We start from the raw sequence: 18130 nt of genomic DNA, 5'->3' as shown, positions 1-18130 counted from the left end.
AAAAATGAGGAGAAAATTATGGCAAGTTCATTTGATTTTGATACAAGTAGCATCAATTCCGCTACTAATTCAGCCGCAAATGGCGTGGCTAAAAGCTCGATTACAAGCGGTGTTGCGCCCACAAACCCAAAAGCCGAGCTAAATCAAGAAGATTTTTTAAAATTACTTTTAACTGAGCTTCAATACCAAGATCCGACCGAACCGATGGATTCAAAGGCGATGTTAGAGCAAACTTCAATGCTTTCTCAGCTTAGCATGCAACAAAAAACAAACGAGGTTATGACACAGCTTGCAAGCCAAATGGAAACGGCATTTTCTATGAGCGCGATGAGCGCACTTGGCAAATACGCCACACTTGATAATGTTATAAGCAAAGATGATGCTACAAAATTTCTTGGAATTCCTATTACTTTTACTGAGGATATTTTAGCTGCTAATATAAGCATAAAAGACAAATCCGGTAATGTGGTAAGAAATATCGAACTAGGTCCATTAAGTGCTGGTTCAGGCACGATAAATTGGGATTTATTAAATAATTCAAAAAATGTTGTAGAAAATGGCAACTACACTTATAGCGTCCAATATATAAATAAAGAGGGCAAAATAAAAGATATGAGCCTTAAAAACTTCCAAGTCGAAGCCGTGCGCTTTAAAGATGGCGTAGCACAAATCAAAATAGGTGGTTCATATATAAATGTAGAAAAAGTAAGCGAATTTCACGAAAAACTTTCTTAGCTAAATTTTAAGGATACACTATGATGGTTGCATTTTATAACGGCGTTGCTGGCATTAAAACCCAAAGCGTTGGCATAGATGTTAGCTCAAATAATGTTTCAAACATTAACACCGTGGGCTTTAAAGGCTCTCAGGCTGAGTTTAAAGATGTTTTTTATCAAAACATAAACGCAGCAGGATTTTCGCCTGATTATTCACAGCTTGGCCTAGCTTCTACAATGGCAGCTACTGCTTTAAATGTGCGCGAAGGCAGCCTTGAAAGCACAGATAGTATGCTGGATCTAGCCATTAGTGGTGATGGCTGGTTTAGGATAGCTGATGGCAGCGGCGATGTTTATTATACCCGCTCAGGCACCTTTCATAAAGATGTAACAAATTCCATTGTAAATGATGCTGGGTATTATTTGATGGGAACAATGGCAAATTTTAATGAAAGCAAATATTCAAAAACCGCACTTGAAAAACTTGGTTTAAGTGCCGATGAAAACGCACTTAGCGTAAAAGCTGGCACTGATTTAGCTTTTAGTGATGTGAGCGAACCGATTAAATTACCAAATAATCTTTATATGCCATTAGAACCTACTACCAAGGTATCTTTTAAAGGCAATCTTAGCTCAAATACTGAGTATGAATTAAAACAAACTCAATTAAATATGGATGGCGTAGAAAAAAACATAGAAAATAATCTTTTAAGTTTTAGCGCAAATATCAATAATACGCCAGGCATAACTAGCTTTCACCCAGATGATAAAGTAGATATCACAATCAGCGATGCTAATGGAAACAGCCTAAAAACAAAAGCAAGTTTAAATGCCGATGGCTCTTTTGGTGTAGAAAATTTTGATATAAGCACGCTTGATAGCACTACTTTAAGCCTTAGTGCCATTAGCGTAGCCCAGCACGAAAAGCCAAGCACGGCTACATTAAGCACAGATTTATACAGCCCAAATGGCTCAAACAATCTCTTAACAATCAACTTTAGCAAAACAAGCAAAGACGCAACTGGCTCGATTTGGAATGCCATAGCCACTATCACAGATAAAGATGGCAAAGAAATTTCTAACTCGCAAGGACAAATCCGCTTTGATTCAAATGGGGCTTTAATTAGCTCTACACTTACAAATATAAATAACGAAGGCGTAAATGTCGGGCTTGATTTTGGCAAAGATTATGATGGACTTAGCGTGCGCGATGGTGCTAGCGTGGTAGAAAATATCACAAAAGACGGCTACGGCGAGGGTTTATTAAAAGATTATGCTATAAATGAAGATGGCACGGTTGTAGCGCTTTTTGATAATGGCAAGCAAGCTGCTGTGGCAAAAATACCGATTTTTCATTTTCAAAATGATCAAGGTTTGTTTTCAGTAGGTGGTAGCGGGACGCTTTTTGCTCAAACATCTAACAGCGGAGAGGCCTTTATGTATGCCAAAGAAGATGGCACGCCTTATAATGGCTCAAAGCTAAAAAATTATTTTTTAGAGATGAGCAATGTGGATTTTGGCACAGAAATGACAAATATCATAGTAATGCAAAAAGCATACGAAGCTAGCGCAAGATCAATAACCACAAGCGATGAAATGCTACAAAAAGCAATAAATATGAAATTAAATTAAAATTTTAATTTAACCTATTAAATTTAATTTTACTAGGCTAAATTTTAAAATTTTAATTTAGCTTATTTAATTAAAGAACGCAAGATGCTTTTTGTTGTGGTTTTATGCTTGAATCATATTCACAACTTCGCTATAATTCAAACATCAATCAAATTAAAGGAAAAAAATGTCCCTAGCAATCGCATACGAAAAATACGAATATATGACAAAACGACAAATTTTCAATGCACTTCTAAATGCTGAAAAAAAATACGAAAAAATGAAATCCGACTTAGAAAATCAAAAAAATCTAGTCAGTTTTTTAAAAGCAAAGAGCAAAAAGAAAATTAATGAAATTTCATACACGCCAAATGATGAAACGATTAAAGCAATACAAGAGTGCGAACAAGGCGGCAATAGCAAGTCTTATAATTCTTATGATGATTTTTTAAAAGAGCTCAAAAGCGAGATTTAAAAATGCTAAAACTAGAAATCCAAAACTCATACAAACGAGATTTAAAACTAGCCTATAAGCAAAATATCATAACACACAAAATAGAAACAGAATTAAAATTTGTGATTGACACTTTACAAAGTGGCAAGACCTTACCAGAAAAACCATACAGGCCACACGGGCTAAATGGCGAGTATAGCGGTTATACTAGCTGTCATATAAAAGCTAATTTTTGCCTAATTTATAAAATCGCTGGCAATAATTTACATTTAATTAGAGTTGGCAAACATACAACACTTTATAAAAATTTTTAAAATCCACAAAATAAAATTAACGCAAATTTTAAAAAATCAAAATTTCTTACATTATAAAAAATTTATTATTTTTTTGCTACAATCGCGCATTTTTTTACCTTAGAGCAAATGATGAAAAAAGACATAAGAGCTAGCAAGGCTTTATTGCTAAGAGCGTATTTGACGCAAATTATTACATTTTGTTTTATTATATTTTTATTTTTCGTCATTTTTTATAATGGCACAAGAGATGAAAAATACAGAATCAACACGCAAAATGAACGCTATTTAGACCTTATAGTAGCAAGATTAGATTTTGTATTATCACATTTGCGCCATGTATCAAAGGGTCAAACCGATATAAAAGCATTGATTGAAAATAAAAATTATATAGAGGCTGTTTATGAAATAGACGCAAATTCTAATATCATTTACTCTCAAAATGAAATAATGTTTTTAACCAAAAACTTAAACTATAATAAAATTTCAAAATGCATATCAAATGGCGGTTATTGCGTAGAAAAATTTCCATATAATATAGAAAAGCCAAACAACGCATTCTTAGGCATAGCAGTGCCAAAAGGCAAAAATATCGTAATCGCATTGATAAACATTCAAAAAATGGCAAGCACTCTTTTAACAGATAAAGCCCTAGCCTTTGATAAAGATGGATATTTCATAAATGATGCTAACTCTGGTAATATTTATGATGTTTTGGATTTGCCAGTTGAGTTTAATGCTCATAGCATGGGACTTGGCTTTAATAATATAGAAAAAAAATGGCAATTTTACTCCATAAATTATATTCCAAAAATCGGCATAGGCTTGCTTACTAGCAAAAATTGCACCGATATTTTAATGCAACATATTTCTACCTTGCTTTTGCTTTTTAGTGTGGGAATTTTAATCTTAATAATAAGCATGGATTTAATAACTTTCATCAAAAAAGGCATTTTAGCGCCTATTAAAGAGCTAAGAATGCTACTTCTTGATCTTAGCAGGGATAAAATTCACAGCTATGATTTTAAAAACAATAAAGAATTCCTTCACATCCATCGCAACATAATGAAGCTTTTTTTCAAGCTCAAATACATCAATAGCAAATTATATTTGTATGAAATTCAAAACAACATAATCCTTGAAAACAGCCCGCTAATCTTGCTTTTTGTAGATGCGAAAACCTCGCGCATCATAGCTTGCTCAAAAGCAGCGCTAGATTTTTACGGATACAGCAAAAAAGACCTTTTAACAAAAGCATTTTATGAATTAAATTATGAAAAAAACGAGCCTTTTCATCTCTCAAACCTCAGCGAAATAGGCAATCAAATTTCAAAATTTGCGATCCACGCCACAGCAAAAGGTGAGAAAAAAACCATTCAGCTTACAATAAAAGCAGTAGATGGCGGAATGAACTCTTTTTATTTAATAAATATTAGCGATGTAAGCAAGGTAGCGGATTTATATTATATGACACAAAATGCCAAGGGTTTAGCCCAAAACTCACCTATGGTAATTTTATGCGTAGATAAAAAATACAAAATCACACAAAGCACCGATAATATCAGCTCAATAATAAAATACAACAAAGACACTCTAATAAATGAAAATATGAATTTAAGCGATCTAATACTAAAAAAAGAAAAATTAGATGATATTAAAAATTTTATCTCCACACAAGAGCGCATCGGCACCGATAACACCTTTGATGATTTTATGCAAATCAAACTCGGCAATGGCATAATTTTATGGTTTAGGGTGTGCGTTAAATTAAATTACCAAAGCAAATCTATTTATGCAAATATTTTTATGATGGATATTTCTAGTATTTATGAGCAGTTATTGAGTGCGCGCAGGTTATTAGAACGCTACGACCAACAGCTCCAAGGCTCATCGCTAATTACTTGGGAATACGATATAATCAATAAAACTTATAATTTCTCAAATACATTTTTCAAATTAATAGGCTACAAAGAAGCCATAAACGATATGAGCCTTTTAGTGCTTTCAAAATTTATCCCACAAAATTATTTAAATATGCTAATCCAAGAGCAAGAAAAATGCATCCAAGATACAAAATATCATTTTACTTTAACCTTGCGACTAAATTCAAGATACAAAAAAGAAACCTGGATAGAACTAAAAGGATATTATGCTTTATTTGAGGTAGAAGATACTAGCCAAAATGGTTCTAGCAACAAAAAATGCCCTATGATTATAGGCATACTTGAAGATATAAGCGAAGAAATGCAAACAGATGCTAGATTAAACCTACTAGCACAAATCTTTACCCATTCAAGAGAAGGCATTACCATCACAGATGCTGATCAAAACATCTTAGAAACAAACAAAGCCTTTGAAGCTATCACAGGTTATACCTCAGGCGAGGTTGCAGGCAAAAAGCCTTCTATTCTACAATCAGGCTTACATGATAATGAATTTTACGACAAAATGTGGCATGATATTAATGAAGAGGGCTATTGGCGTGGCGAGATTATAAATAGGCGCAAAAATGGCGAAGAATGCCCTGAAATTTTAAGTATTTCAGCAGTGCGAGATAAAGCTGGCGATTTAACAAATTATATAGGAATTTTTAGCGATATTACAGAGCTAAAAGCCAAAGAAAAACAACTAAGAGAAATAGCTTATTTTGATGGACTTACTGGCTTGCCAAACAAAACATACTTCATCGAAGAAATCCAAAAACGAATGCAAAAAGCAAATAGCGAAAACACAAGCATTGCTATTTTATATATGGATCTTGACGGCTTTAAAAAAGCAAATGATACCTATGGGCATCATTGTGGCGATGAGGTCTTAATAGAAGTAGGCAAACGCCTAAAAGCACAAATTAAAAGCACAGATATAGTTTCACGCCTTGGCGGCGATGAGTTTGTGGCGATAGTAAATGATAGCGGCAATGAATTAAAGGCTATATTAAATAATATTTTAGTTGCAATAAATGAAAATTTCATCATCGGCGAATACACGGTTAAAATCGGCACCACAATTGGCGTGGCATTTTACCCACAACAAAATAAAATCAATCACAACGAACTATTAGAACAAGCCGACTGGGCAATGTATCAAGCCAAACTTGCTGGCAAAAACCGCTATTATATTTTTGATGAAACAAGCTCTGTTATCTTTAAAGAATACAAAAATATCCTTGCTAAGCTCGATAAATACGATCCTGATAACTTTGAGATTATGTTTGTGCCATATTATAATGTTCAAAAGAACGAAATTGCAGGCTTAGAGGCTTATGTCCGCTTAAAAGGTGCTTTAAATATATTAAGCGCTAATGATTTTAGCAATATCCTAAGCCAAAAATACTGGTTTAGCGATTTAAATATTTGGCTAATCAAAACCGCCTTAGAAGAATTTAAAAAACTAAATCTAAAAAATGCTAGCTTGAATGTAAATATGCCTATATCTCAGCTAACCTCAGCTGCCTTTTTCAAAAAAATCAGCGATTTGGCTATGAATTTTGATTTATCAGGCTTAAAGCTAAAAGTCGTGGATTTATTTGCTTCGCGCGATGTGGTTGAAGAAGCACTAGGCTTAAAACGCTATTTAAGCTTAGGCATAGGGTTGATATTTGATGATTTGGGCGAAAACGATGCTAATAGCATAGAAAAAATCTCACACGGAGAGTTTAAACTCCAAAAAAGCTATGCTGAGAATTTATTAAATAATTACGCAAATATCGAGCATTTAGAATACATTTTAAAATTCTGCCAAGAAAATCAAAAAAGCGTTGGCGCAACAAATGTATCAAACCCTTACGCTTATAAAATTTTAAGCACCATAGGCTATAAATTGATGAGTGGGGAGTTTATTTGCGAGCCTGTAAGCGCTGATGAACTAGATGGCGCGATAAAATCATTAAATAGGCGAAAAACTGAGCTTAGAAAATTAGCATTTATGGATATGCCAAACAAACAAAGTGCTTTAAATTTTTATAAGTTTATAATTTTTGTAACAAGCTCAATTGATGATTTATGCAAGCTTTTCCAAACGCGCGATACCAAATGCTTTAATCCAAAAAACTACGCTTTAAAATTTAATCAATTAAAAGATTTACAAGATAGCAGTCTTTTGTGGGCTTGCGATGAAGCAGACAAACAAATCCGCTACATAGCCAAGCATCCTAACGAAGCAGATGAGCTTTTAGAGAATTTAAAACACGAAAAACTCAATCTATTAAATAGCATAATTGGAGAATAAATGCAAAAGCACGAGCATGAAATTCCAAATGGTTCAAAATTGTATTTTGGTAAAAGTGCGAGCAAAAAAAGACATTTAGAACGCCTAGCAAGCGAGCTTTTAGAAAATAACGGATTTAGCGAGATTATCACGCCATTTTTTAGTTATCATCAAACAAACGCCATCAGCGAGCAAAAGCTTTTGCGTTTTAGCGATGAAGTAAATGCTAGCCTTGCTTTGCGCGCTGATAGCACGGTTGATGTCGTGCGCATTATCACGCGCAGACTAAAAGATGAAACCACAAAAAAATGGTTTTACATTCAGCCAGTTTTTAGCTATCCAAGCATCGAAACATACCAAATCGGCGCTGAAATTTTAGACAGCACTGAGCTAGCTAGCTGTGTAAATACTGCTAGTAGTTTATTACAAAAGCTTGAAATAAACGCCATTTTACAAGTTAGCAATATGAAAATCCCGCATTTATTATGCGAGCTTTTGGGCTTTGATATGAGTGTATTTGAGCTAGGGCGCATTGAGCTGATTTTTGCTAAAAACTTAAACTGGCTTGATAAACTAGCGACTATTTCAAGCCTAGCAGATATCAAGGCTTTACAAAATAACATCCCAAGCGAGTTAAAAGAGCCTCTTAATGAACTTAGCGCGCTTGCAAATGAAGCAAATTTTAATGGCAAAATTGCTTTTGCGCCACTTTATTATTCTAAAATGCGCTATTATGATAAGCTATTTTTTAGATTTTTGTGCGCTAATAAAATTTTATGCAGCGGCGGAGAATACAGCATCGATAACCGAAATTGCGTAGGTTTTGGAGCATTTAGTGATAATATAATAGAGCTATTATAAATTTTAATTTAATGGCAAAAAGCAAATTTTAATATAAACGAAAGGCAAAAATGAATAAAGCAGATTTAATTATCGGCACTCAATGGGGCGATGAAGGCAAGGGCAAAATAGTAGATATGCTAGCAAGCAATTATGATGTGGTGTGCAGAAGCGGTGGCGGGCATAATGCCGGGCATACAATCTTAGTAAATGGAACGCGCTATGCCTTGCATTTAGTCCCAAGTGGGATTTTGCATAAAAATATTATAAATATTATAGGCAATGGAGTGGTAGTAAATCCTGAGGCTTTAATTACTGAATTAGCGCAGTTTGAGCAACTTGAGGGTAGGTTTTTCATCAGCCAAAGAGCGCATTTAAACCTAACCCATCACGCTCTAATCGATCAAGCCAAAGAACGCCAAAAAGGGCAAAATGCCATCGGCACCACAGGCAAGGGCATAGGGCCAGCTTATAGCGATAAAATCAGCCGTCAAGGACACCGCGTATGCGAGCTTTTAGAGCCTGAAAAATTAGCTAGCGATCTAATAAACGATTTTAATCAAAATAAAGCCTATTATGAAGCCTTAAATATACAATTACCAAAACAAGATGAAATTTTGAACAAATTACAAAATTATTCTAAAATTTTAAGTCCGTTTATCATAAACACTACTGAGCTTTTATGGCAAAAAATGGCTGAAAATAAAAAAATTTTAATTGAAGGCGCGCAAGGGACTTTATTAGATATAGATCACGGCACTTATCCTTGTGTAACTAGTTCAAGCACGATTAGCGCAGGGGCTTGTGCTGGTCTTGGGCTGGCTCCAAAAGAGCTTGGGCGAGTAATTGGCATAATCAAAGCCTACACCACGCGCGTGGGCAATGGGCCTTTTCCAAGTGAAGATTTAAGCGAAGATGGCGATAAGATGTGCGAAATTGGCAAAGAATTTGGCACCACAACAGGCAGAAGACGCCGCACTGGCTGGTTTGACGCTCTTAGCGTGCGCTACGCTTCAAAACTAAATGGCACAGACGCTTTTGCGCTTACTAAACTTGATGTGCTTGATGGCTTTAAGAAGGTTAAAATTTGTAGCGCGTATGAGTATAAAGGCCAAAAAATCAATTATTTTCCAATAGATTTAGAAAATGCAAGGCCTATTTATGAAGAATTTGATGGCTGGGAGAGCATAAAAGGCATTAAAAACTATGAGCAATTACCGCTAAATGCGCGCCGTTATATAGAACGCATCGAAGAGCTAACTGGCGTAAAAATACAATATGTATCAACAAGCCCAGAAAGAAACGACACCATTGTGCGTTTTTAGCTTTTTAAAAGATAAATTTTAATGCCAAGCATTTAAAAAAGGGTAAATTTTGAAAACCAAATTCACTCCCGTAGTAAAACTTCGCCAAAATAAACTAGACGAAATCGAGCTTGCACTAAATAAGGCAAGAGCGTATGAAAGCACGCTAAAATCGCAATTAGAGCGCACTAGAATGCTTTTAGCTAGCAAGCCTTTTCCAAAAAGTGGCGATTTTGCAAGCTTACAAATTGTCCTATCATCGCAAGCCTTGCTAACAAAGCAAATAGATGAATTAAAGCAAAAAATAACGCAAATTGCTAAGCAAATTTTAAATCTCCAAAACGCGCATAAAACAGCTTACATAGAGCTTGAAAAGGTCAAATACCTTGAAAATAGCCAAATTAAAGAAATTTTAAAAGAGCGCGCCAAAATCGCAAGCAAAAATTTAGATGAGATTGCCACGCAAAGATTTTACGCGCTAAATAAGGTTGATGCTTGAAAAATAAAATTATAATCTTGCTTTTTAGCATTTTAGTATCTAATGCTAATGATGATGAGCTAATTTATGCTCAAAAACGCGAAGAAATTTTAAGAGAATATGAAAAATTAGAGCTTAAAAAGCAAGAGCTAAACAGCCTAAATAACGAAAACCAAAAGCTTTTTGCCCAGCGAGAAGCCAAGCTTTTAAAGCAAGAAGAAAATTTAAATAAAATTTTACTTGAAATCACTCAAAAAGAGCAAAACATAAGCAAAATGAACGAAGAAAGCGAGCAGAAAATTTCAAAAATGCTAGCTAAAAATGAAGAAATTTTAAAGCAAATCAAAGATGGCAATAAAGATAAAATGCTTGAAGTTTATACAAAAATGAAAGATGCCAAGGTAGCAAGCGTGCTTAGCCAAATGGACGATAAAGACGCTGTGCGCATACTTTACCGCCTAGAACCTAAAAAAATCGCAGGCGTTATGGCTAAACTTGATGAAAAAAAAGCAGCTCTTTATACGGATTTGATAAAGCGCGCGGTTATGCTAGATGATAACGCAAGCCAAAATAATGAAATTTTAAATAATGAGCAAAAGCCAAGCAATTAAAATTTATTTGCATTTTATAAATTACTTTTATAAATTGCTTGCGCAAAACTAGCGCAAATTTTAAAATTTGCTATTAAATTTTATAATTAAAATTTGTGATTAATTTATTGAAAGAATGCCCGCAAGCAAAGCGTGCTTGCGGGTAGAAATTATAAATTATTTGAGTTTTGGCTTAGATATTCGGCTACGCCATCTGTTGTAGCTTTCATACCCTTATCGCCTTTGTTCCAACCAGCTGGGCAAACCTCGCCATGCTCATTAGTAAATAGCATAGTATCTACCATTCTAAGCATTTCATCGATATTGCGTCCTAGTGGTAAATCATTTATCACAGCGTGGCGCACGGTGCCATCTTTATCAATCAAAAATGACCCACGAAGTGCCACCGCATCATCAAAAAGCACATCAAATTTGCGCGCCCATTCTTTTTTGATATCAGCTACTAGCGGGAACTGAACTCTGCCAATACCGCCTTTTTTAGGTTCAGTTTCTCTCCAAGCAAAATGGCAAAACTCATTATCGCAACTTACGCCAATTACATTTATACCGCGCTCTTTAAACTCATTAAAGCGGTTATCAAACGCAATTATCTCACTAGGACAAACAAAAGTGAAGTCTTTTGGATAAAAAAATACAACCGCGCCTTTTGGACCGATGTTACTATATAGATCAAAATTATTTTCAATTTGACCATTACCTAATACCGCAATACCACTAAGGCGCGGTGCTTTTGCTGTTACAAGCATGTTTTCTCCTTAAATTTTTTTTTAGTGGCGTAATTATATTAGAAAAAGGATAAATTAAGTGTAAATAATTTATATCAACTTAGTTAGTTTTTATTTGCCATTAAGCAAAAATGGCTAAAATGCGCGCTCATCATATTTTAAGCATAAAAGAGCATAGATGAATGAAAATATTCTTTTATATTTAATTGCGTATTTATTAGGTGCTATACCTTTTGGATTATTGCTTGCTAAGGGTTTTGGCGGCGTGGATATTAGAGCAGCTGGGAGCAAAAGCATAGGTGCTACAAATGTTTTGCGCGTATTAAAAGAGCAAAATCCGCACAAAGCACGCATTTTAGCCATAATCACCCTAGCTTGTGATGCCCTAAAAGCATTTTTGCCTTTAATCATCGCAAAATACGCCATAAATGCCGATTATAATGTGCTTTGGGCTATGGGAGTGCTAGCTGTTATTGGGCATTGTTATAGTCCATATTTGGGTTTTAATGGAGGCAAAGGCGTGGCCACAGGTGCTGGCGTGATGGCGTTTTTTTTGCCAGTTGAGCTAATTTGCGCTCTAATTGCTTGGTATTTAACGGGTAAAATTTTTAAAATCAGCTCCCTTGCTTCGCTTTGTGCGCTTATTGTATTTTTGGCTTCTAGTTTTATTTTACATTATGATTTAGAGCCGATAAACACGCACGCTCCGATATTTATCATTTGCTTTATAATACTAGCAAAGCACAGCACTAATATCGCTAGGTTAATTAGCGGAGCTGAAAAAAAGGTAATTTAGTCATGATAAAAATTCACCTTAAAAACTTGCGTTTTAAATGCATCATCGGCTTGCTTGAATGCGAAAGAATAAAAAAGCAAAAAGTTAAAATAAATCTTAGCTTAAAAGCCGATGAATTTATTGATTATGCTGAGCTTGCCGAGCTTTTAAAAGCACAAATGAAAAAGCAGAAATTTTACAAAATCGAAGATGGGCTAATTTTTTTTAAAGATTTTTTAAAACAAAAATATCCAAGTTTAAAATTATTAAAATTACAAATTTTAAAACCCCATGTTTTTAAGCTACTCTCAAAAACAAAAAAGCTTAAAATTTCAAATTTTAAATATCTCAAAACCACGCCTGGTGCGTCATTAAAGCATATTTATTAAAATACTTTTAAAGTTTTTTGAAATTTAGCTGAATTTTATGCTAAAATTACGGACTTTTTAACTTACCTTTAAGGATTATCAATGAGAATACTCATAGTAGAAGATGAATTAACGCTTAATAAAACAATCTCCGAAGGACTTAGCGAATGCGGTTTTCAAACAGACACTAGCGAAAACTTAAAAGACGCTGAATACTTTATAGGAATAAGAAATTATGATTTAATTTTATGCGACTGGATGCTAGGCGATGGCAATGGACTTGATTTAATAAATATAGTTAAGCAAAAAAGCCCACGCACAGCGATTGTGATTATTTCAGCAAAAGACGATAAACAAAGCGAAATCACAGCCTTAAAAGCTGGCGCTGATGATTATATTAAAAAGCCTTTTGATTTTGATGTTTTGGTGGCTAGACTTGAAGCTAGACTTCGTTTTGGTGGTTCAAATATTATTAAAATAGATGAACTAATAATAGACCCTGATGAAGAAAAAATCGTATATTTAGGCCAAGAGATTGAGCTAAAAGGCAAACCTTTTGAAGTGCTAACTCATTTAGCTCGCCACAGCGATCAAATCGTAAGCAAAGAACAACTCTTAGATGCCATATGGGAAGAGCCTGAGCTAGTAACGCCAAATGTGATAGAAGTAGCCATAAATCAAATCCGCCAAAAAATGGATAAGCCATTAAATATCTCCACAATCGAAACCGTAAGACGCCGTGGCTATCGTTTTTGCTTTCCTAAAAAAGCCGGACAAAACTAGCCTTGCTACATCCTAAAAGCCTTCGTGCGCGCTTTGCCTTTCAGCTAGCCTTAGCTGGGGCAATGCTGATTTTAATATTTTCAGTAGTTTTATATCAATACATTAAAATTTCAATTTTTGAAAATATAATAGTCAGCCTAAAAAACGAAGCCATACAAATTAGCGCGCTTAATAATTTAAAAACCAATGATACTTTTATGCGCGGACAAATAAGCGTAAAAATCACAAAAAACATAAATGAAAGCAAACCGCGCTTTGAAGAAAACAAAAAAGAGCAGTTTATTACGCTATTTTATCCCCTAGGCGAGCTATGCTTAGAGCTTAGAAAAGACAGCACAGAATACAACGAAATCATCTCTCAAATACTTTCAAACATTTTATTTCTCAACGCATCGGCGATTTTTCTAATACTTTTTTATGCCTTATTTTTATCGCGTATGCTTTTAATGCCTATTCGCTCGCTCTCACTAAAACTTTCGCGCTTAAATGAAAATTTCTTAAAAAATGTAGAACCAAGTAGCGTCCCTAGCGAGTTTAAGCCGCTTGTAAATAGCATAAATATGCTAATTCAGCGCATTGCCACCTTTGCAAAATACCAAAAAGAGCTATTTATCGGCGCAGCGCACGAGCTTAAAACCCCGCTAGCTGTTATGAAAACAAAGGCTGAGGTAACCTTGCTAAAAGAGCGCGACAAACAAGCTTACATCGAAGTAATCAAACAAAACATACAATCCATCGATAAAATGAATAAAATGATAAGCTCAATCCTAGAAATCGGCAGGCAAGAAGGCGCGCAATTTGAAAAGCCCACACGCACCGATATAATCGCACTTTTAGGCGAAATCTGCGATGGCTTTAAAGCACTTGCAAGCGCACAAGGCCTAAACCTAATCACAAAATTTAGCCCAAATACTTTAAAAATCAATATCCAAAGCACTTTATTTACTCACATCGTTCAAAATTTCATACAAAACGCGCTTAAATTTAGCCCAGACAGCGGTTCTGTCGTGGTGCGTTGTGCGCTTAGGCCAAATAACGAACTTGAAATTTGCGTGATTGATGAGGGTTGTGGGGTTGATGAAAGCAAGGATTTATTTGCGCCTTTTAAGCGTTATGGCGATAAAGGCGGTAGCGGGCTTGGGCTGTTCTTGGCTAAAAATGCTGCGGCTGCACTTGGCGCGCAAATTAGCGTAGAAAACCGCAAAGATGGCAAAAACGGCACAATTGCTTGCTTGAAGATTTTTTTCTAAATTGCAAGATTAAAATTTTAATCTTAAAATAAAATACCAAATTTTGAAGCTGGGATTTAAAATTTTAAACGCCATTTAATATGAAATTTTAAAGGATGAAAATGAAAAAAATATTTTTATTGTTTGCGTTTTTGCTTTGTTTTGTAAATGCAAACTCTGCTGATTTGGAGCCAAAAAAAACCTTCATCGTAGGTTTTGATCCAGCTTTTCCGCCTTATGGATATAAAGATGATAATGGCGAATTTATAGGTTTTGATTTGGATTTAGCACAGCAAGTAGCCACGCGCAATGGCTGGGAGCTAATCAAACAGTCTATTGATTGGGATTCAAAAGATTTTGAGCTAAACTCAAATAGCATAGATTGTATTTGGAATGGCTTTACAATGAATGGGCGCGAAGGCGCATACACTTGGAGCGTGCCTTATGTCGATAATTCACAAGTTGTAATCGTGCGAAATGATAGCGATATAAAAGAGCTAAAAGATTTAAAAAATAAAGTCGTGGTAGTTCAGGCTGATTCATCAGCGCTAGCAGCATTTAAGGGCGCAAACGCAAGCAAAGAAAATAAAATTTTAGCCAGTTCTTTTAAGGCCTTAGAGCAAGTAAATGATTATAACACCGCATTTTTAAGCCTAGAATCAGGCGCAGCGGATGCGATTTGCCTTGATATAGGCGTGGCAAAATACCAGCTAGATGCGCGCGGGAGCGAGTTTAGAATGCTTAGTGCTGCAATATCTAGCGAGCAATACGCCATCGGCTTTAAGCTTGGCAACACCGAGCTTAGAGATAAGGTAGAAAAAACGCTTTTTGAAATGCTTGATGATGGAAGTTTTGCTAAAACGGCAAAAACTTGGGGTTTAGAAGATTCAGTTAGTCTAAACCAAAGCGCACTTAAAACACAAAATCAAAATTTTAATAACCAAGCTCAAAGCACTAATATTTGGAGCCAGCTGGCATTTGGAATGCTAAAAAGCTTACAAATATTTTTCTTAACGCTGATTTTTTCATTGCCGCTTGGGCTTTTAATTTGTGCCATTCGCCAAAGCAAAATAAGAGCGTTAAGATATGCTGCAAGCGTGTATATATCGGTGCTTCGTGGCACTCCGTTAATGCTTCAACTTTTGGTTGTGTTTTTTGGGCCTTATTATCTTTTTGGCATTTCTCTAAGTAGTGAGTATAGATTTTATGCTGTAATAATTGGCTTTTGCTTAAATTATGCTGCTTATTTTGCTGAAATTTTTAGGGCAGGATTTAATGCCGTGCCAAAAGAGCAAAGCCAGGCCGCATTTTTGCTCGGGTATTCTAGCGCGCAAACCTACTGGCGCATTTTATTCCCGCAAATGTGCAATAAAGTTATCCCGCCTGTAACAAACGAAGTAATAACGCTAGTTAAGGATACTTCGCTAGCTTTCGTGCTTGCGTATGCTGAAATGTTTAGTATAGCAAAGCAAATCGCAGCCGCGCAAGCATCGCTTATGCCGTTATTTGTGGCGGGATTGTTTTATTATATTTTTAATTTTATTGTGGCTTGGGCGATGGCAGTTTTAGAAAAAAAGGTAAATTATCTAAACAAAAGGAGCGTGTGATGAGCGTGCTTAGCATAAAAGGACTTAGCAAAAGTTACGGCGATAAAAAAATTTTAAATAATATAAATTTAGAACTTACAAAAAGCCAAATACTCGTAATTTTAGGGCATTCTGGTGCTGGCAAAAGCACGCTTTTAGGCTGTGCTTGCTTTTTAGAGCGAATGGATAGAGGCTCTTTGAGCTATGGAGATGAAATAATTATAAAAGATAGCCCAAGTGGTAGCATTTATCCATCTTCGCGCGCCCTGCAAAAATCTAGCGCGCATTTTGGCCTAGTTTTTCAGCATTTTAATCTTTTTGCGCATTTTAATGTGCTTAAAAACATCACAGACGCGCCCATAATCACGCAAAAACGCCCAAAAGATGAAGTAAAAAAACAAGCCCTTGCTTTATTAGAAAAATTACAAATCAGCGAACTAGCAAATGCTTACGCACACGAGCTTTCAGGCGGGCAAGCCCAGCGCGTTGCAATCGCAAGAGCGCTTGCTATGTGTCCGCAAATTTTATTTTTAGATGAGCCTACAAGTGCGCTAGATCCACAAATGAGCATAAAGCTAGCCAAAACCTTGCGCGAGCTAGCAAATGATGGTATGAGCGTGTGTATAGTAACGCACGATAAGGAATTTGCTAAAAGCGTGGCTGATAAAATTGCTTTTTTACACGGCGGAGAAATCATCGCACAAGGCAGCGTAGAGCAAATACTTTCTAGCGATAATGAAATCATAAAAACTTTTTTTGCCAGCCAAAACGCCAGCTTGACGGCTTGAAATTAAGCGCCTTTTAGCAAGAGAGTAAAATTAAATTAACACAATGCGAGCAAGGCTGATTTATAAATTTTAAAATTTTATCTTTTAAATTTTTACCAAATGCGAGAGTGAATTTTAAAATTTTAAAATATCAAAATTTTAAAATTTTAAATTCCAATCTTGTGAAGTTTGAAATTTTATAAATTTTAAAATTTTAATTTTAAAATTTCGCCGATTTTATGGGGTTTATTCACTTTTAGGGCAAATTATAAATTTTGAAATTTTAAAGCAAGAATTAGTTATAGCCTTACAATCCTGCTTTTTCTATGGCTGTGGCTTGGGCTGCTGTTATTAGCGGGTCGATAATCTCATCAAATAGCCCGCCCGCCATAATCGCATCGAGGCGGTAAAGAGTGAGATTTATTCTGTGATCGCTTATGCGATTTTGCGGATAATTATAGGTGCGAATGCGCCCGCTGCGATCGCCTGTGCCTACTTGCTCGGCTCTTTGGCTTTTTTCTTTGGCTAGGCGTTCGTTTTCTTGCATTTCATAAAGGCGCGCTTTTAGCACCTTTATGGCGGCCTCTTTATTTTTATGCTGGGATTTGCCGTCTTGATTTACCACGACTAGTCCCGTTGGGATATGCGTTACGCGCACGGCTGAATCTGTGGTATTTACGCTTTGGCCACCATGCCCGCTACTTCGCATAACATCGATTTTTAAATCATTTGGATTTAGTTGGATTTGGCTATCTTCTACTTCTGGCATTATCGCTACGGTGATAGCACTAGTATGGACGCGCCCTTGGCTTTCGGTTTGGGGGACGCGCTGAACTCTATGCGTGCCGCCTTCAAATTTTAAACGCGAATAAGCACCCGCTCCCTTAATCAGCAAAATCAGCTCTTTAAATCCGCCAGCACTTCCTTCGCTAGAACTGATTATTTCATACTTATAGCCTCTTTGCTCTGTGTAGCGCATATAAGCTGCGGCCAAATCGCCCACAAATAACGCCGCCTCGTCCCCACCAGTGCCTGCGCGAAGCTCTAAAAAAATGTTGCGCTCATCATTTGGGTCTTTTGGGATTAATAAAATTTTAATTTCTTGTTCGATTTTTTCAAGCTCGTTTTGGGCGTTTTTTAGCTCATCTTTGGCTAGTTCTGCTAGTTCTGGGTCATTTAGTAGCTCTTTGCTCTCATCTATTTGTGCGATTAGCTCAAAATACCTTTGTGCAGCCTCTTTAATGGGTTCTAAGGCGCGCTGTTCTTTGGCAAATGCTGTCATTTTGGCTACATCGCTAGCATTTGCTTGATCTGCTAACATCGCGCTAAGTTCATCAAAGCGCGATATAAAAGGACGGAGCTTATCTTGAAGCATTGAAATTGC

17 protein-coding genes are annotated in these 18130 nt (G+C 35.9%); 15 read left to right on the top strand and 2 right to left on the bottom strand.

The features are described from left to right. The first annotated feature begins 18 nt into the window (after nucleotides 1-18). From CINF_RS00550 to CINF_RS00510, 9 genes are all read left to right on the top strand, one after another. Nucleotides 19-735: a flagellar hook capping FlgD N-terminal domain-containing protein gene (locus tag CINF_RS00550; protein ID WP_178695745.1), complete on the top strand. Its 717-nt coding sequence runs from the start codon at nucleotides 19-21 to the stop codon at nucleotides 733-735. 20 nt (nucleotides 736-755) lie between these two features. Next, complete coding sequence (locus CINF_RS00545; RefSeq protein ID WP_179975350.1) at nucleotides 756-2348, top strand: flagellar hook protein FlgE; 1593 nt, start codon at nucleotides 756-758, stop codon at nucleotides 2346-2348. Nucleotides 2349-2514: 166 nt separating this feature from the next. After that, nucleotides 2515-2802 carry a hypothetical protein gene (locus tag CINF_RS00540; RefSeq protein WP_179975349.1) on the top strand — a complete coding sequence of 96 codons (288 nt, stop codon included), beginning with the start codon at nucleotides 2515-2517 and terminating at the stop codon, nucleotides 2800-2802. Between the two features lie 2 nt (nucleotides 2803-2804). After that, nucleotides 2805-3095, top strand: coding sequence for a type II toxin-antitoxin system YafQ family toxin (locus CINF_RS00535; protein ID WP_179975348.1), 291 nt, complete (start codon nucleotides 2805-2807; stop codon nucleotides 3093-3095). Between the two features lie 111 nt (nucleotides 3096-3206). Beyond that, a complete protein-coding gene (locus tag CINF_RS00530; RefSeq protein ID WP_179975347.1) occupies nucleotides 3207-7301 on the top strand; it encodes a diguanylate cyclase domain-containing protein in 4095 nt (1364 codons plus the stop codon). Then, nucleotides 7302-8141, top strand: a complete 840-nt coding sequence (locus tag CINF_RS00525) for an ATP phosphoribosyltransferase regulatory subunit (protein WP_179975346.1) — start codon at nucleotides 7302-7304, stop codon at nucleotides 8139-8141. It begins immediately after the preceding gene. A gap of 50 nt (nucleotides 8142-8191) precedes the next feature. Further along, complete coding sequence (locus CINF_RS00520) at nucleotides 8192-9445, top strand: adenylosuccinate synthase (RefSeq protein ID WP_179975345.1); 1254 nt, start codon at nucleotides 8192-8194, stop codon at nucleotides 9443-9445. A gap of 49 nt (nucleotides 9446-9494) precedes the next feature. Beyond that, nucleotides 9495-9923, top strand: coding sequence for a flagellar export protein FliJ (locus CINF_RS00515; RefSeq protein ID WP_179975344.1), 429 nt, complete (start codon nucleotides 9495-9497; stop codon nucleotides 9921-9923). After that, nucleotides 9920-10513: a MotE family protein gene (locus CINF_RS00510; RefSeq protein WP_179975343.1), complete on the top strand. Its 594-nt coding sequence runs from the start codon at nucleotides 9920-9922 to the stop codon at nucleotides 10511-10513. Before CINF_RS00515 ends, CINF_RS00510 begins: the two co-directional genes overlap by 4 nt. Nucleotides 10514-10662: 149 nt before the next feature. On the opposite strand, the gene CINF_RS00505 is transcribed toward CINF_RS00510, so the two are convergent. Then, nucleotides 10663-11259 (bottom strand): peroxiredoxin, encoded by a 597-nt coding sequence (locus tag CINF_RS00505; RefSeq protein ID WP_178695726.1) that lies wholly within the window; start codon nucleotides 11257-11259, stop codon nucleotides 10663-10665. A 157-nt stretch (nucleotides 11260-11416) separates the two neighbouring features. Here CINF_RS00505 and plsY point away from each other — a divergent pair, with 157 nt between their 5' ends. The 6 genes from plsY to CINF_RS00475 all read left to right on the top strand — a co-directional run bounded on the left by plsY (nucleotide 11417) and on the right by CINF_RS00475 (nucleotide 16767). Beyond that, nucleotides 11417-12034, top strand: coding sequence for a glycerol-3-phosphate 1-O-acyltransferase PlsY (plsY, locus tag CINF_RS00500; RefSeq protein ID WP_179975342.1), 618 nt, complete (start codon nucleotides 11417-11419; stop codon nucleotides 12032-12034). Between the two features lie 2 nt (nucleotides 12035-12036). Continuing rightward, nucleotides 12037-12402, top strand: a complete 366-nt coding sequence (locus CINF_RS00495; RefSeq protein ID WP_240156135.1) for a dihydroneopterin aldolase — start codon at nucleotides 12037-12039, stop codon at nucleotides 12400-12402. 81 nt (nucleotides 12403-12483) lie between these two features. Then, nucleotides 12484-13164 carry a homeostatic response regulator transcription factor HsrA gene (gene hsrA / locus CINF_RS00490; protein WP_178695721.1) on the top strand — a complete coding sequence of 227 codons (681 nt, stop codon included), beginning with the start codon at nucleotides 12484-12486 and terminating at the stop codon, nucleotides 13162-13164. 2 nt (nucleotides 13165-13166) lie between these two features. Next, nucleotides 13167-14414: a sensor histidine kinase gene (locus CINF_RS00485; RefSeq protein ID WP_420808758.1), complete on the top strand. Its 1248-nt coding sequence runs from the start codon at nucleotides 13167-13169 to the stop codon at nucleotides 14412-14414. A 101-nt stretch (nucleotides 14415-14515) separates the two neighbouring features. Next, on the top strand, nucleotides 14516-16000 hold the full coding sequence (locus CINF_RS00480) for an ABC transporter permease subunit (RefSeq protein ID WP_205195801.1): 1485 nt from the start codon (nucleotides 14516-14518) through the stop codon (nucleotides 15998-16000). Further along, nucleotides 16000-16767 (top strand): amino acid ABC transporter ATP-binding protein, encoded by a 768-nt coding sequence (locus CINF_RS00475; RefSeq protein ID WP_179975340.1) that lies wholly within the window; start codon nucleotides 16000-16002, stop codon nucleotides 16765-16767. The genes CINF_RS00480 and CINF_RS00475 overlap by 1 nt, the downstream gene beginning before the upstream one ends. 286 nt (nucleotides 16768-17053) lie before the next feature. On the opposite strand, the gene prfA is transcribed toward CINF_RS00475, so the two are convergent. Next, nucleotides 17054-18121, bottom strand: a complete 1068-nt coding sequence (gene prfA, locus CINF_RS00470) for a peptide chain release factor 1 (RefSeq protein WP_179975339.1) — start codon at nucleotides 18119-18121, stop codon at nucleotides 17054-17056. Between the last annotated feature and the right edge of the window lie 9 nt (nucleotides 18122-18130).

The sequence above is a fragment of the Candidatus Campylobacter infans genome, from assembly GCF_013416015.1.
GTDB classification, from domain to species: domain Bacteria; phylum Campylobacterota; class Campylobacteria; order Campylobacterales; family Campylobacteraceae; genus Campylobacter; species Campylobacter infans.
The sequence above is the reverse complement of the archived record's forward strand: the minus strand, read 5'-3'. Positions and strand labels throughout refer to the sequence as shown.